Origin of the sequence: Pseudomonas sp. SG20056, assembly GCF_031764535.1 — a bacterium.
Taxonomy (GTDB): domain Bacteria; phylum Pseudomonadota; class Gammaproteobacteria; order Pseudomonadales; family Pseudomonadaceae; genus Aquipseudomonas.
Genome location: NZ_CP134499.1, coordinates 169,737 through 185,134, shown reverse-complemented (window position 1 = coordinate 185,134; position 15,398 = coordinate 169,737). Strand labels below are relative to the sequence as shown.

At 63.4% G+C, this 15,398-nt stretch carries 9 protein-coding genes; 2 read left to right on the top strand and 7 right to left on the bottom strand.

All coding sequences use genetic code 11. From position 1 onward, the window contains the following. Positions 1–88 precede the first annotated feature (88 nt). Both prlC and RHP75_RS00800 read left to right on the top strand, forming a co-directional pair. Positions 89–2,137, top strand: a complete 2,049-nt coding sequence (prlC, locus tag RHP75_RS00805; protein ID WP_311090048.1) for an oligopeptidase A — start codon at positions 89–91, stop codon at positions 2,135–2,137. Further along, positions 2,134–2,412: a YheV family putative zinc ribbon protein gene (locus tag RHP75_RS00800; RefSeq protein WP_311090047.1), complete on the top strand. Its 279-nt coding sequence runs from the start codon at positions 2,134–2,136 to the stop codon at positions 2,410–2,412. Before prlC ends, RHP75_RS00800 begins: the two co-directional genes overlap by 4 nt. Before the next feature lie 46 nt (positions 2,413–2,458). Here RHP75_RS00800 and RHP75_RS00795 read toward each other — a convergent pair whose 3' ends face one another. The 7 genes from RHP75_RS00795 to recC form a co-directional block, all read right to left on the bottom strand. Beyond that, positions 2,459–3,154, bottom strand: a complete 696-nt coding sequence (locus RHP75_RS00795) for a transporter substrate-binding domain-containing protein (RefSeq protein WP_311090046.1) — start codon at positions 3,152–3,154, stop codon at positions 2,459–2,461. A 208-nt stretch (positions 3,155–3,362) separates the two neighbouring features. Then, positions 3,363–3,974, bottom strand: coding sequence for a peptide chain release factor H (gene prfH, locus RHP75_RS00790; protein WP_311090045.1), 612 nt, complete (start codon positions 3,972–3,974; stop codon positions 3,363–3,365). Further along, positions 3,974–5,110, bottom strand: a complete 1,137-nt coding sequence (locus RHP75_RS00785) for an RNA ligase RtcB family protein (RefSeq protein WP_311090044.1) — start codon at positions 5,108–5,110, stop codon at positions 3,974–3,976. Before RHP75_RS00785 ends, prfH begins: the two co-directional genes overlap by 1 nt. A gap of 211 nt (positions 5,111–5,321) precedes the next feature. Continuing rightward, complete coding sequence (locus RHP75_RS00780) at positions 5,322–6,506, bottom strand: hypothetical protein (protein WP_311090043.1); 1,185 nt, start codon at positions 6,504–6,506, stop codon at positions 5,322–5,324. 13 nt (positions 6,507–6,519) lie between these two features. Continuing rightward, on the bottom strand, positions 6,520–8,337 hold the full coding sequence (recD, locus tag RHP75_RS00775) for an exodeoxyribonuclease V subunit alpha (RefSeq protein WP_409079691.1): 1,818 nt from the start codon (positions 8,335–8,337) through the stop codon (positions 6,520–6,522). Further along, positions 8,337–11,882 (bottom strand): exodeoxyribonuclease V subunit beta, encoded by a 3,546-nt coding sequence (gene recB / locus RHP75_RS00770; RefSeq protein ID WP_311090041.1) that lies wholly within the window; start codon positions 11,880–11,882, stop codon positions 8,337–8,339. Before recB ends, recD begins: the two co-directional genes overlap by 1 nt. After that, complete coding sequence (gene recC, locus RHP75_RS00765; protein ID WP_311090040.1) at positions 11,879–15,217, bottom strand: exodeoxyribonuclease V subunit gamma; 3,339 nt, start codon at positions 15,215–15,217, stop codon at positions 11,879–11,881. Before recC ends, recB begins: the two co-directional genes overlap by 4 nt. Positions 15,218–15,398 lie beyond the last annotated feature (181 nt).

Here is a 15,398-nt window from a genome sequence, read left to right as displayed (position 1 = left end):
CCCCATGCCCACTCAAGCCTGACCCTGGGAGCCTTTTGCGCCCGCCGGGGTCACAGCTGCAAACCCATTCCGTTACAGGTGACCTGTCGTGACTGCCAACAACCCACTGCTGCAAGCCTTCGATCTGCCTTCCTATACCGCCATCCGTCCAGAGCATGTCGAGCCAGCGGTGGACCGCATTCTTGCCGATAACCGCACGGCCATGAGCCAGCTGCTTGAACAACAGTCTGGCACACCGAGCTGGGAGGGCCTGGTGCTCGCGCTTGATGAGCTGGGCGCACGTCTGGGCCAGGCCTGGAGCCCGGTCAGCCACCTGAACGCAGTGTGCAACAGCCCCGAGCTGCGCGCCGCCTACGAGGCCTGCCTGCCCAAGCTGTCCGAATACTGGACCGAAATCGGCCAGAACCAGCCGCTGTTCCAGGCCTATCAAAAGCTGGCCGAGAGCCCCGCAGCAGCCGGTTTCGACGTGGCGCAGAAGACCATTCTCGAACACGCCCTGCGCGACTTCCGCCTGTCCGGTATCGACCTGCCAGCCGAACAGCAGAAGCGCTACGGCGAGATCCAGATGAAGCTCTCCGAGCTGGCCAGCAAGTTCTCCAATCAGTTGCTGGATGCCACCCAGGCCTGGACCAAGCACATCACCAACGAGGCCGCGCTGGATGGCCTGACCGATTCGGCCAAGGCGCAGATGAAACAAGCTGCCGAGGCCAAGAGTCTGGATGGCTGGTTGATCAGCCTGGAATTCCCCAGCTACTTCGCGGTGATGACCTACGCCAACGACCGCGCGTTGCGCGAAGAGGTTTATGCCGCCTACTGCACACGCGCCTCTGACCAGGGGCCGAATGCCGGCAAGAACGACAACGGTCCGGTGATGCTGGAAATCCTCGCCCTGCGTCAGGAACTGGCCAAGCTACTGGGTTTTGCCAATTACGCCGAATTAAGCCTGGCTAGCAAAATGGCTGAGACCACCGACCAGGTGCTGCACTTCCTGCGTGATCTCGGCACACGCGGCAAACCATTTGCCGAGCAGGACCTGCGCGAGCTGCAAGCCTTCGCCGCAGAACAGGGCTGTAACGAGCTGCAAAGCTGGGACGTCGGCTACTACAGCGAAAAACTGCGCGAGCAGCGCTACAGCATCTCCCAGGAAATCCTGCGTGCCTACTTCCCCATCGACAAGGTGCTCAGCGGCCTGTTCGCCATCGTTGAAAAACTCTACGGCATCCAGATTGAGGAATTGAGCGGCTTCGACACCTGGCACCCGGATGTGCGCCTGTTTGAAATCAGCGAGAACGGCTCACACGTCGGGCGTTTCTTCTTCGACCTCTACGCCCGCGCCAACAAGCGCGGCGGCGCCTGGATGGACGGCGCGCGCGACAAGCGCCGCACGGCCGATGGCACGCTGATCAGCCCGGTGGCCAACCTGGTGTGCAACTTCACCCCAGCCGTCGGCGGCAAGCCAGCGCTGCTAACCCACGATGAAGTCACCACCCTGTTCCATGAATTCGGCCACGGCCTGCACCACCTGCTGACCCGCGTTGAGCACGCCGGTGCGTCCGGGATCAACGGCGTGGCTTGGGATGCAGTGGAGCTGCCGAGCCAGTTTATGGAGAACTGGTGCTGGGAGCCCGAGGGCCTGGCGCTGATCTCCGGCCACTACGAGACTGGCGAACCACTCCCACAAGACTTGCTGGACAAGATGCTGGCGGCGAAGAACTTCCAATCCGGGCTGATGATGGTGCGGCAGATCGAGTTCAGCCTGTTCGACTTCGAACTGCACGCCACCCACGGTGACGGCCGCAGCGTGCTGGACGTGCTTGAAGGCATCCGCCAGGAAGTCTCGGTGCTGCGTCCGCCGGCCTACAACCGCTTCCCCAACAGTTTCGCGCACATCTTCGCCGGCGGTTACGCGGCCGGTTACTACAGCTACAAATGGGCCGAAGTGCTGAGCGCCGACGCCTTCTCCAAATTCGAGGAAGAAGGCGTGTTCAACAGCGCCACCGGCCGTGCCTTCCGTGAAGCCATCCTCGCCCGTGGCGGCTCGCAGGAGCCGATGGTGCTGTTCGTCGACTTCCGTGGCCGCCCGCCATCCATCGACGCCCTGCTGCGTCACCTCGGCTTGAGCCAGGAGGCCGCATGACAGATACCCCTGTGAATATCAGCGCAAAACGCTTTATCGCCGGCGCGGTCTGCCCGGCTTGCAGCGAAATGGACAAGATCCAGATGTGGAACGTGGACGGCGTACCGCACCGCGAGTGCATCGGCTGCGGCTACGCCGACACCCTGGATGAGCGCGGCAACTCGGTGCCACGTGAGCTGCCGACGCGGGTCAATATCAGCGCGCTAAAACCCAAGGTCGCGGATCCCAAGGTGCAAGTCGTGCAGTTTTTCCCCAACCCCAAACTTAAGAAATAGCTGGGTGGCCGCCAGGGATGGCCGGCCATGAAGGCACTGCGCCAACTCAGGGCGCAGCGACCTCACTCTGCTGTAGGTTGCGCTCAAGCATGCGCTGATAATCGCCACTAGCGCGCAACTGCGCCAAGCCCTGATTGAACTGCGCGATGATCACCGCCGCCTGCGGGTGACTGCGCGGCACGATCAGATGCAAGGTGCTACGGCTGATCGCGCTGTTGGAGCGGCGAAAGCGCTCGATAGGCTCCCCGGTCAAGCGCAACGCGGTTTCGCCGAGACGCCGGTCGGAGATAAAGAAATCATCGCGCCCCATCAATAACAGACGTGCGCACTCGTGCAGCCCCGTCGGGGAGTGCCGACTGAGTTGCCCATCATCGACCAGTTGCTGAATGATCGGTGGCGGCTGCCAACCGAGTGGATAGCACAGGCGCCGGCCCTGCATGCTGGGCACATCGTCAACCTCGATCACCTCACCAGCGCGGCTGAAAATATGCTGCTCGGCAACAAACAGCGGCTCCGAGTAGAGAAACACTTCCTCACGCTGCGGAGTGCGCACATAGGGAAAGGTTGCGTCATATTGCCCGCGCAGGGTTTTCAGGTAACCACGGTTCCATGGCTGCCAATCCAGGCTGCTGGCGATATTGCTTTGCTGTAACGCCGCCCGCACCACCTGCGTCAGCATGCCACCCTCAGGCAGCGCCTTACCGGTAAAGGGCGCGTAGTCATCGCCGGTAACCAGACGCAAAGGCGCCGCCAGAACGCTGGTGCATAGCGCTAGGCTAATAAGTAAAACAGCAAACGCCTTTCTCACTTTCAGCCCCCGTTAGTGGTGCTTGAAGCTGGGGCGGCCCCGAATATCCACTCACGGCATTGTAGGTATTGTGCTGCCCCGCGGGCAGCACAACATGCACCTGAGAATGGAATCTGAGTTGAGTAATTCGTCGTATAAGAGCCTACGAAGAGAAATCGACGCCCCGGAAGGTGCGCCGCGGATTACCGCGCTGCACTTGGTGATGAAACAACCGACGCTCGGCCCGCAAGGCTTCGCTCGCCTGTTCAGCTTGCTCGACCAGGCGCCGTGCAATCAGCAACAACGCAAGACGCTTGTTGGCGTGCTGGCTGCGTTCGGACTGCACCTTGACGCTAATGCCGCTGGCCACATGGGTGGCGCGCACTGCCGAGTCCGTTGTGTTGACATGCTGGCCGCCGGGACCGGAGGAACGTAGGGTTTCGAAGCGTATCTGGCTTTCCAGGTTGGCCGGCGGCACGGCGAAACGCGCGCCCCCGAAGAACCAGTTCTTGCGCCGATGCGCCGGCCGATAAGGGCTGACGCAGATCCATTGCAGCGAACCCCTCCAGTCATCCGCCAACTGCTCGGCTGCCTCACCGCTCAGCGCCAGCAAGACCGAAAGCAAAGTTGCCGGGCGTTCGCCGGCCTCCTGCTCCAGCACCCGCACCTCAACGCCCAGCTCCGTGGCTTCCACCAGCAGACGCTTGAGCGCCTTGGCCACCGCCAAGGCGCATTCTTCCGGCCCTTGGGCCGCCGACAATTGCAGAAGGATCATCAGCAGCAACCTCCGCGCGTCTTGTAGGTCAGCACCGGCTTCAGGCGTGCCAATACCCGCAACAGACCCGCCTCGCGCAGCGCACCGACCACCGAATCGATGGCCTTGTAGGCTTCTGGCGCTTCCTCGTAAATCAACGCCCGATCAGTACAGATCACCCGGCTGCCCAGCGCCGTACGCTCCAGCTGTTTGACGCTGTAACGCGCGGCCAGGCGATCCTTGCAGTCACTGCGCATCCATTTACGCCCCGCGCCATGGGCCAGGGACAACAGGCTGCGTTCGTCGGCCAACGGCTGCACCAGGTAACTGTAATCGCCACGTGAGCCGGGAATCACCAGTACACCCTGATCGGACGGCGTGGCGCCCTTGCGGTGCAACCAGCCGTCTTGACCTACGATATGTGCCGGCGATACCAGGTTGTGGTTGATATCCAGTAACTGCCCACCCTCAGCGCGCAGTCGTTCCAGCATGCGCCGGGCGATCAACTGCCGATTGGCCTCAGCGAAGCGCAAGGCACCATCGTGACGTACCAAGTAATGGGCGCAAGCCGCTGTGCCAGCCTCCAACCCTTGATGGCCGAACAAGTCGACCTGCTCGCGCAGAATCGCCTCGCCCAAACCGCGCGACCCGCTATGCACCAGCAATAGCAGCTGCTTACGGTCGATACCCAACGCAGCCAGCGCCTCGTCATCGAAGCTCTGGTCGAGTTGCTGCAGTTCGGCGAAGTGGTTGCCGCCGCCAATGGTGCCTAGGGAATGCTCGTGGCCGCTCAGCGGCAAGCCAAACGCGGCGACGGCCTCCTGCCAGTCATCACCAAGGGGGCCGTCGAGACTACCGAGGCGCTTTTCCAGCTTGTCCAGGTTCAGCTTGGCCACGCCGATATCGGTGCGCCAAAGCGCCATGCCACAGCCAATATCGTTGCCGACCAACGCCGGATACAGCCGCCCCACGGAAAAGAATGCCGCACCGACCGGATAGCCGCGCCCCGGGTGCAGATCCGGCATCCCGGCGACCCGTTGCATACCCGGCAGACGTGCGGTGGTTTCAAGTTGTTGGATCGCTTTTCCTTCGATCCAAGTGTCGTCCGCGGCGATCAAAACGATGCCGTCGGACAAATTGCGAATGCAAGTGCCCATAGTCCAATCCAAATTGGTTGAAACGAAAAAATCTTGGAGTTGGCAGGCCGAAGCCGGGCAATGCGAACCGCTGCGAAGAGCTGCGGAAGAGGCGATTAAACCAGGCGCGACCTGCAAAGGTTGATCAGCTGCTGCATGATGTGGCTCCTTTGCTGTCGGTTGAGAGAGGCGCGCATCCTAGGCCGATGATGCACGCAGTGCAATACCCGCCTTAGTCCGGCAATGCCAAGCGCAATCGACCGGGATGCTTCTTGACTACCGCATAGGGCAGCACCGACCACTCGGTCCCTTCGCAGGCACGCGCGACACGCGGGAAGATCGGGTCGAACACAATACCCTCCTCATTGAGATACCAACTAGGGAAGTCCCAGATTTCCGGGTCGCTGTAATTGCACTCGAGATCATCTGCAGGCTCTGGCAACTCGTCTGGAGCGATCTGTCGCCACTGCTCGACCAACCAGGCCGCGAAGTACCGATTACGGTATTGGGAGAACACATCGAAATTCACCGATTCCTCATCCGGCTTGTGCTCTCGCGTTTCTAGATAGTGAAAAGCAGGGCCCTCACCGACCCAGAGCAGGTCCTCCAAGCCCAGCGGCTTTCCGGTATGTACATCCAGCGTGAGCGGTGCATCGCTGAAATCCGGGTGAGCTCCACCGCAGTCATAGCTGGTAAAAATACTCAGGCTTACAACATGCGCTGACAAAAGCCTCGGCCTCACGGTTTGCAGAAACTCCGCCCGTGAATCACCCGCCCCCAGCTTGCAGGCGTGATAGTCGATCACTTCCTCGCGCAACCGCGCCCGCAACTGCTGGTTGATCGAATCCAGTTGTGCCTGGGGGTAGCCACTCAGCACTTCGAACATCGCCAGCCCCGAAACAGCCTCCGTCCACCATTGCAACTCATGGCCCATAAAGTCCTGTCGTTTACCGGGTTCTAGCGGCAGTTTTTTGAGGCGCAAAAACTCGTAGGGCGACTCCTCATACAGGCGATACCAGAAAGGTTCGGCTCCCGCTGGCGGCTCCTCAATGGTCGGCTGGGTAAGCTTAACGGCAAGCTTTTTACCCTGCGGTCCGACCCATTCGCCATGCCACCCCTGCGAGCTGCGCTGCAAGCGCAGTTCGGGACGCGGAGCGCCGTCGTACCTATCTCGGCCTTCGACCAGACTGAGTTGCTGGCCTTGCAGTCGGCCCTCCAAGGCCAAATCATGGTGGTGCTTGCGGTAAAAATAGCGGCCAATAACCTGCTCAGGGTCGCGCAGATCGAGTTCCACTACTATCACCATCTTGCCCAACATCCCGCTGTAGACCTGCGGCCCTTCAGCAGCGAATAGCGCAGGTGAAACCACCCCCAGAAAGAGCGCCACTAGTCGGCACCAGAACATTCCGTTGCTCATCTAAAACTCCTAGCTAGAAAAGATCGAGCTGTCCCTGCGTCGTTACAGAAGCAGCATTTTCAGTTAATGGCATCTCCAGCCGCCCAGCCAAACCAGCCGCCCGTTCCGCTCGGGTCGCCACCGCCTCGCCCAGACGTGGCGGCAAAGCCCAGATTTCCACCTTGTGTTTGGCACGAGTAATACCGGTGTAGAACAGGCTGCGGCTTAGCAGGGGGCTGGGCAGTTCGGGCAGCACCAGCAGCACTTCGCTGAACTCCGAGCCCTGGCTTTTATGCACGGTCATGGCGAAGGCGCTGTCGTGGCTGGGCAGACGGGCCGGGGCGAAGGGGCGATAGCCTTCTTCACCCTCAAAGAACACCCGCAGGCCGTACTCAGTGTGCAGGCAGATGCCGATATCGCCGTTGAACAGACCAAGTGCGTAGTCGTTCTGCCGCACCATCACCGGCCGGCCGACATACCAGCGTTCGCGGCTGGCGACCTGGCTGCGCCGCTTGATTCGCGCCTCCAGGGCTTCGTTGATGCCAGCCACGCCCCAGGCGCCTTCGCGCTGGGCGCAGAGCGCGCGGAAGGTATTGAACGCGGCGAAGGCTGCCGCTGGGTCGGCGCTTTTGGCGGCGCTGATATAGGGCGCATAGCCCTGATCCAGACGTTCCAGCAGCTCGTTGGGCGTCGGCTGGGCATTCCAGGCCAGATCACTGCGATCTTCCTTGAGCAGGTTCAGCGTGCCGCTGACATCGCCGCCGTTAATGCGCCGCGCCAGCTCGCCGATGCCGCTGTCGCCGGCAAAACGGTGGCTGTGGGTCAGCAGCACCACTGCATCGCCGAGTTGCGAGCTGGGTTGGCTGACAGGCACCTGCTGGCCGGTGATGCGTTGCAGTTCGCTCGCCGCCTGAGCATCAAAGCCACGGCCCTCGCAGAGTTCGGCAAACACCGCACCGGCTTCCACGGCGCAGAGTTGGTCCTTGTCGCCGAGCAGGATCAGCCGCGCAGAGGGCGGCAAGGCGTCGAGCAGTTTGGCCATCAGCGCCAGATCGACCATCGAGGCTTCGTCCACCACCAGCACATCCAGCGCCAGCGGGTTGGCGGCGTGATGCCGCACCTGCGGGCTGTCGCCACGGCTGCCGAGCAGGCGGTGCAGGGTGCGCGCTTCATCCGGCAAGGCGGCTTTGATTGACTCGCTGACCGGCAATTCGGCTTTGGCATTGCGGATCGCCTCGGCCATTCGCGCAGCGGCTTTACCGGTGGGCGCGGCCAGGCCGATGGCCAGATGCTCGCAGCCAGGTTGCTCTAATAACGCAGCGAGCAGACGCACCACAGTGGTGGTTTTACCCGTGCCGGGACCGCCGGAAATCACCGCCAGTTTGCGCCGCACTGCCTGCGCGGCGGCCAGGCGCTGCCAGTCAGGTTGTTGCTGGTTAAAGGCGAATAGACGGCCGAGGCTTTCGCTCAATTGCGCCTCATCCACCGCAGGTAGATCGGCCGCACGCAGCAACAACTGTTCGGCTAACTGGCGTTCGTAGGCCTGGTAGCGCGCAAGATAGAGACGGCCGTGTTCGAGAATCAGCGGGGTGAAATCACCATCACCACCCACCAGGGAAGATGCTTCCAGCTGCGCCTGCCACTCGGCCAGCGGCGGCAAACTGAAGCCATGGTCGGGCCAGGGCCGCTGCCCGGCTAGACGCGCCAACGGCAAACAAACATCACCCTTGTCCAAGGCCATGCACAGCAACGCCGCCGAGGCCAACACCATCGGCGACGCCTGCGGATCAAGGCGCTGCAGGCTGTCGACCAGGGCGCGTTCCAGCGGGCCGAGGGGCAGATCGTTAAGCATCACGCGCCCTCCGCAAACAGGCTATCCAAGGCATCCAGCAAGCTATCGGCAGGCCGCGAGAAATACACCCCAGCACTCGGCATGCCGCGCAGAAACAGGTAATAGGCGCCACCCAGTTGGTCGTTGTGAAAATCATCCTGACGCTGACGCAGAAAGCGTCGCAGCGCCACCAGGTAGATCAGGTATTGCAGGTAGTAATGCTCGGCGGCCAGGGCTTGCAGCAGGCGTTCGCCGCCGTAGTAGCTGGCGTCCGGCCCGAGCCAGTTGGACTTGTAATCGGCGATGTACCAGCGCCCGTTATGTTCGAAGGTCAGGTCGATAAAGCCCTTGAGAAAGCCCTTAAGGCTGTCGAATTCCAGCCGCGCCGCCGCCTCGCGCATCGGTGCCGCCAGGCCATGCGCCGGGTCGCAGAGAATCGCGCGCAGGCGTTGCACATCCAGCCCCGCCAGGGGAAAGGTAAAGCCCAGTTCGGGCAAGCGTCGCGTCGGATTTAGACCGGCGAGGGTCAGACCCTGGCCGTCCAGATCGGTGTCGATCACCTGTTGCAGATGGTCAAGCGCCACGGCCTGCCAGTCGCTGCTGATACCGTGACCACTCAGCCCCGGCTCGATCAGCTCATTCAGTGCGCCTTTACCGCGCGCCCAATCTTCGAGGATGGCGTGCAGGCAGGTACCGGCTCGCGCGCCACGGGGGAAGGCGAAGAAGCCCGTGCCCGGCTCGCTGGCATCGGGTATCACCAGGCCGTCGCGGTCCGGGGCTTCCATATGCATGCCAGCGGCCAGCCCGGAGAAGCTGCCGATGCGCCAGGCGCTGTGCAGGCTGCGTTGCAAGGTGGCGAGTTGCTGCGGGGCTGGCGCACGCTGCTCACCGGCGGCGCTGGCCTCGCTGTCACGCAACGGTTGAAGGGCCATCTGGCCTTGGCTGCTGGCGATCAGCTTTTCGGTTTCGGCACGCAGCCCTTGCGGGCTGAGGCTTTGCAGGTGGCCGGCCAGTTCGGTCAGAGCATCTTCACCCGGTAACCCGCGGCCATGCAGCAGCCAGGCCAAGGCGCTGCTGTGCAGGCCGCTGTCGCCGAGGGTGCCGTCCTTTTTCGGTTTGCAGTCCACCGGCCCCCAGTGCAGCCACAGGCGATCGCGGGCGCGGGTCAGGGCCACATAGGTCAGGCGCAGTTTTTCGGCGAAACGCTCATGACGGGCACGCTCGCGGTGCATGTCGAGCTGCTCGCTGCCCAGGTCCAGCAGCGGTGTGCCATCGTCGGCGTGGCAGCTGATGTCTTCATGCTGGCGCAGCAGCGCGCCGTCCCACAGGTAGGGGCAGAACACCAATGGGTATTCCAGGCCTTTGGAGGTGTGGATGGTGACGATCTGCACGCGTTCGGCATCGCTTTCCAAACGCAGCAAGGCGTCTTCGCCATGGGCCTCGGCGCTGCGTTGGGCGTTGAACCAGGCGAGCAATTGCTCCAGACCGGGGCGTTGCAGGCTTTCGGTTTGCAGCAGTTCGGCCAGGTGCAGCAGGTTAGTCAGGCGGCGCTCGCCATCGACCAGGGCCAGCAGGCGCTGGGCCACGTGCTGCTCATCCAGCCAGGCGCGGAAGGCGCGCATAAAGCCCTGTTGTTGCCAGAGTTGGTGATAGCGCTCGGCGGCTTCGCGCTCGCGGTCCCAGGCTTGGGCATCCTCGCTGCAGGCGGCCAGATCGGCGGCGCTACGGCCCAGCAAACGGCTAGCCAGAGCATAACGCAACGCGCCCTCGCGGCCCGGCTCGGCGTAGGCGGCGAGCACGGCGGACAGCTCATCAGCTTCCTCGCTGTGCCAGACGTTCTCCTTGCCGCGGCGCACGCTGGGCACGCCACGGGCGGCCAGCTCGGCAGCCACTTCGCCGGCCTGACGGTGACTGGCGACCAGCACGGCAATATCCCCGCCTTTAAGCGGGGTGCGCGTGCCGTCTTGCTCAAAATACGCCTCGCCACGGCTGCTGGCGCTAAGCACCGCCGCAATGCGCTGCGCCGTATCCCGCGCCACCAATGCGCCCGCTTCGCCCTTGCCCAGGTAGTCGTTATCCAGCCAGACCAGCGCCAGCGGTGCGTCGGTTTCATCCTCACCATGCGGCAACACCAGTTGCGCCCGCGCCTTGCTGCTGGCCCCGACCTGTTGGTAAGCCAAACCTTGCTCTGCAAAGGGCATGGGCCGATCGAACAGCTGATTCAGCGCGGCGATCAGCTCGGGCGTGGAGCGGTGGTTGGTGGCCAGGCTGTACTGGCGCGCAGCTTCGCTGCGCGCCTTGAGGTAGGTCGCCAGATCCGCGCCACGGAAGGCATAAATGGCCTGCTTCGGATCGCCGACAAAACACAGATCGCCGGCGTCCTGATAAATGCGATGAAACACCCGGTACTGCACCGGGTCGGTGTCCTGAAACTCGTCGATCAGCGCCACCGGATACTGCGTGCGCAGGGTGCTGGCCAGGTGCTCGCCGCCCTCACTCTGCAAGGCTTGCTGCAGCTTGTTGAGCAGGTCATCGAAGGCCAGCAAGCGTTGCGCCGCCTTGCGCGCGGGCAGTTGCTCGTTGAGCTGATGAATCAGGCGCACTTGCAGGTCGATCAGGCGTTGCTCGGCCTCGGGTTGCGCGGCATCAAGGGCATCGCAGAGTTCCTGCAAGGCCGCGGCCAGCGGATTGGCCGGGGCTTCGCAGCCCTTCTTGCTGGCCTTGTTCAAGCCTTCGCGGGCCAGGCGGCGATGCGCTTCGGTCTTGCTGAACAGCGCGGCGGCGTCGCTGAAATAACCGTCCAACTCGGCCTGCCAGACGCCCAGTTTGGCTGGGTTGCACATATTGCTCTTAAAGCCATCGAAGGCTTTCAGTTGCTGCAACCAGGCCGCGCTTTCACCATGCCAAAGACACTGCGCCTGCTGCCAGGCGGCACGTAGGGCGCTCATCTCACTGCGCGTGCCCGGTTGCGGCTCGATGCGCAGGTACGGCTTACCCAGGTGATTGCGCAAACGCTGACGCAGAACCTGCGGGGTGATCTTCTGCTGCACCAGAAACGCCGCCCATTCCGGCTCGGCGCTGGCCAGCTCATGCCGCCAGAGGTCGGCGAGCAGGGCGTCGATAATTTCGCGGTCATCAAAGGTCAGTTCGTTGTCGAAATCGCCACCCGCTTCAAACGCGGCGTCCTGCAAGGCGCGCTGACAGAAGCCGTGAATGGTGAAGATCGCCGCCTCGTCAAAACCGTGCACCGCCAGCAGTAGACGCCGATGGCTGGCGGCATCCGGGTACTGGGCAAGCAGTTCATTGAGCAAGGCGTCGTCGCCCGGCCCCTGTTCATACACCGCCAGCAACTCGGCCAGGCGCTTGCGAATGCGTTCGCGCAGCTCGGCGGTGGCAGCGGTGGTAAAGGTCACCACCAGAATCTGGCTGACGTTGAGCTGCTTCTCCAGCAACAGGCGCGCGTACAACGCGGTCAGGGTCCAGGTTTTGCCGGTGCCGGCGCTGGCTTCGATCAGCGAGCGGCCGGTGAAGCTGTCGTGCAGCAGGTTCAGGCTGGCGCTGCTCATGCTTCATCCTCGTCACTGCCTTGCAGGGCATCCAGCGCCGGGCCGTAAAGCTGTTCGGCCAGCATTTCAAAGCGTTTATCCAGCGGCTCACGGTCGCGAAAAGCCAGGGCATTCCAGGGGTCCTGACCTTCGCCGGTCATAAAGTCATTGCCTTGCCACATCACCCGCGCTTCGCTGCGCGCGGCATCAATCGGCTCCTTCTTGCCGGGGCTACGCCATTTGCGGGCAAAGCCGTGGCTGCACTTGGCGAACAGCGGCAGCGGCTCGCACAGCGCGCTTTTGTAGGCTTCGAGCCAGGGCACCAGCAGCTCGCGGGCATTGGCCAGCGGGCCCAGACGCCATTCGCTTTTCGGCGAGAGCAGACGGCTGTCGCGGCTGATCTCGGGCGTGGCAGCGCAGTTGAGCAGCAGATGGCGCAGCCAGAATGGCGCCAGCTCCCAGGCGCCGAGATCACGCAGGCGGTAGTCGAACAGGCCGACGCAGGTCACGCCATCCAGCCAGCCGTGAATGCGTACACCGGCCAGCTCGATATCGACCAACAGCGGTTGCGGCGCGTCATCCGGGCGCTCGTCAAACAGCGTTGGCGCAAAGGCGCGGATCGGCCCGCGAATCTGTCCCCAGTGCGCTTGGCCCAGCTCGCCCACCGGCAGCCAACCGGAAGCCGCCGCAACGGCGCGTTCCTGGCGCTCGCTCCAACCGTTCTCGATGGCCTGCAAGGCTAACTGGCGTAGGCCATGCTGGCTGGTCCACTCGACGCTGAACGGCTCGTCACCGGCCAGGGTTTCTTCGCTCTGTGCCAGGCGCAGGCCGAGGCGTTGTTCCAGCAGGTAGCGCGCCGGGTGCTTGAAGCAGTGGATCAGCTGGCTGGGTTCGATAGTGAGCGGAACGCCGCCCGATAAATCTTCACCCGGCTTATCTAATGGGCTGGCAAAGGGCGCGGGGGCTTGCACCGCCTGACTCAAGCGCTGCGCAGCGTGGAACCAGGGCGCGGCAAAGCCGGCATGGCGGTTGCCAGCAAAGTTGCCGGGGGCGAAAGGCTGCAGCGGGTGGTGATGGGTGATATGGGCGCTGGCTCTTTGCTCTTGTGGGAGCGAGCTTGCTCGCGATGCTTCTCTGTCGCTTAGATCGCCAGCAAGCTGGCTCCTACAGGTTGGCGCGATAGCCGTCAGGTCGACCACATCCAGCAATTCGCTGACCAATACCGAAGGCGGCAGCTCGGCGTTACTGCGCGGGTCGCGGCCGACGTAACTCAGATATAGGCCGCCACGGGCCGAAAGCAGAGTTTCCAGCAGCAGGTAGCGGTCATCCAGACGTCGCGCGCGATCGCCACGGCGGGGTTTCTGGCTGATCAGGTCAAAGCCCGCTGCCGGGGTGCGGCGCGGCAAGGCGCCATCATCCAGCCCCAGCAGGCAGACCAGCTGAAACGGCAGGCTGCGCATCGGCACCATGGTGCAGAAGGTCACCGCGCCGGTGAGAAAGCCAGAGGCGGCGCTGCCCTGCTCCAGGGCGGCGGTGAGTTGCTGGCGGATCAGCGCCAGCTCAATCGGCCGCTCGACCCCCGAAGCCTCGCCCTGCTCCTTGAGCGCGGCGCAGGCTTTGGACAGCAGCAACAGGGTGTCACCGGCTTCACGCTCATCAAACAGCTGATCGATCAGCCCTTGTAGGGATTCGGCCCATTCGCCCAGGGCGCGCGGCCGTTGCAGGCTCTGCGCCAGCGTGGCCAAGCGCTCGACAAAACCGGCCAGGCGACCGAGCAGTTGTGCGCGGCCGCCTTCCAGTGCATCCAGCGGCCAGTTGCTACCCAACAGTGGCGCAGCCAGACCGGCCAGCTGCGGCGGCGCGGCAAAGCCCAGCAGCAGGCGATCCAGCCCTTGCCGCCAGGTAAACGCCGCATCCGCCGGCAGGCCCAGTTGCTCGCGGTGCGTTGCATCACGGCCCCAGCGCACGCCGGCGTCGCGCAACCAGTCGCGCAGCGGCGGTAAATCCTCTGCCTCGATGCCAACGCGGCGGGCGATGGCCGGCTGTTCCAGCCAGGCGAGGATTTCCTCGGCGGCAAAGCGACTGTCCGGCAGCGCCAGCAGATTGAGGAAGGCTTCGATCAGCGGGATTTCCGCGCGCAGGCTGCGGTCGGCCAAGCTGAACGGCACGCGCGGCACACCTTCACGCGGGGCGAACACCGCTTCGATATAGGGCGCATAGCGCTCGATGTCCGGGGTCAGCACCACCACCTGATCCGGGGTCAGCGCGGGGTCGGCGGCAAAGCGGGCGAGCAGTTGGTCATGCAGGATTTCCACTTCGCGCAGCGGCGAGTGAGCGACGTGCAGTTCCAGCGAGCGATCGTCCTCACGCAGCAGCAAACGTTCATCGGCAGTGCGGGTGCGCAGGCGCAGGATGTCGTTCTGCAAGGCCTGCAACAGGCTGGCATCGTGCAGGTCTTCATCTTCGGAATACAGGCCGATTTCCTGACTGCCCTCGCTGGAGGCCAGGCTGAACAGGCTGTCGAAAAAGTCGCGCCCCTGCTTGCCCAGGCTGGCCAACAACGGGTGGCCGACATCCAGATACCAATCGTCCGGACTGAGTTCAGGCTGCCTGGCCAACTCTCGAATATCGCGAATCTCGCCCCAGGCTTCGCGGCATGGGTTGAGGGCGAAAACAATCACCTGAGTGTGCCGCGCCAGGCCTTCCAATACCCGCATATGGTGCGGCGGCAGCGAACTGATGCCAAACACCAGCACGCGCTCGGGCAGCCCGGCGATGGGTGTGGCGTCATACAGGCGGGTGAGCAGCTCTTCCAGCAGACGCGCGCGGTGTGGGTGGCCGTCTTTGGTCAGCTCGCGCCAGAGCAGCGCCTGCCAGCCTTCATCCGGGCCGAGATCGAGCAGCTCGTTGCGTTCCCAGGCGGCGAGCCAGTCGTCGCGATACAACAGATATTGGTCGAATACGTCGGCGATCTTCACGGCCAATGACAGCCTGCGGCGCTCATCGCCACCATCCAGATAATGCGCCAGGCGCGGCGCCTCACTCAGGTGGGCCGGCTCGCACAGCCAGTCATACAGGCGCCAGCTCAGGCTGCTGGGGCTAAACGCCGATTGTTCCGGCAGTTGCCCCAGGCACAGGCGCGAGACGTCCCAAACGAACTTGGCCGGCAGCTGCACCTCCAGCTGCATGGCAATGCCCTGCTTGCGCGCCAGCTCCAGGGTCAGCCAGCGCCCCATGCCCTGGCTCGGCACCACCACCAGCGCCGGCGCAAAGGGATCACGCATCGGCGTGGCGAGCAGGGTGGTGGCCAGCTCGCCAAGGGTTTCCAGGTCAGGGGCGTGATAAAGCGTCAGCATCGATGGGCATCCGTTCAGTAGCGAGCAAGGTTATCAGCTCACGCAGTCTGGCGGGATTACGCGACAGCCTGTGTCGCTCGCTGGCGCGCAGCGCCAACCCCAGCTAAAGCTAAACATAGGGCTTTAGCCTTTATAACAAGTAAAAACCACGCGTCACGCTGCAACCGGGCGGGCGCGCCAG

What these genes read in the sequence shown, in the direction of transcription:
- recB (WP_311090041.1), bottom strand. Translation starts at nt 11,882, where the DNA reads ATGAGCAGCGCCAGCCTGAACCTGCTGCACGACAGCTTCACCGGCCGC.
- recC (WP_311090040.1), bottom strand. Translation starts at nt 15,217, where the DNA reads ATGCTGACGCTTTATCACGCCCCTGACCTGGAAACCCTTGGCGAGCTG.
- RHP75_RS00785 (WP_311090044.1), bottom strand. Translation starts at nt 5,110, where the DNA reads ATGGGCACTTGCATTCGCAATTTGTCCGACGGCATCGTTTTGATCGCC.
- recD (WP_409079691.1), bottom strand. Translation starts at nt 8,337, where the DNA reads ATGCTTAACGATCTGCCCCTCGGCCCGCTGGAACGCGCCCTGGTCGAC.
- RHP75_RS00800 (WP_311090047.1), top strand. Translation starts at nt 2,134, where the DNA reads ATGACAGATACCCCTGTGAATATCAGCGCAAAACGCTTTATCGCCGGC.
- RHP75_RS00780 (WP_311090043.1), bottom strand. Translation starts at nt 6,506, where the DNA reads ATGAGCAACGGAATGTTCTGGTGCCGACTAGTGGCGCTCTTTCTGGGG.
- prfH (WP_311090045.1), bottom strand. Translation starts at nt 3,974, where the DNA reads ATGATCCTTCTGCAATTGTCGGCGGCCCAAGGGCCGGAAGAATGCGCC.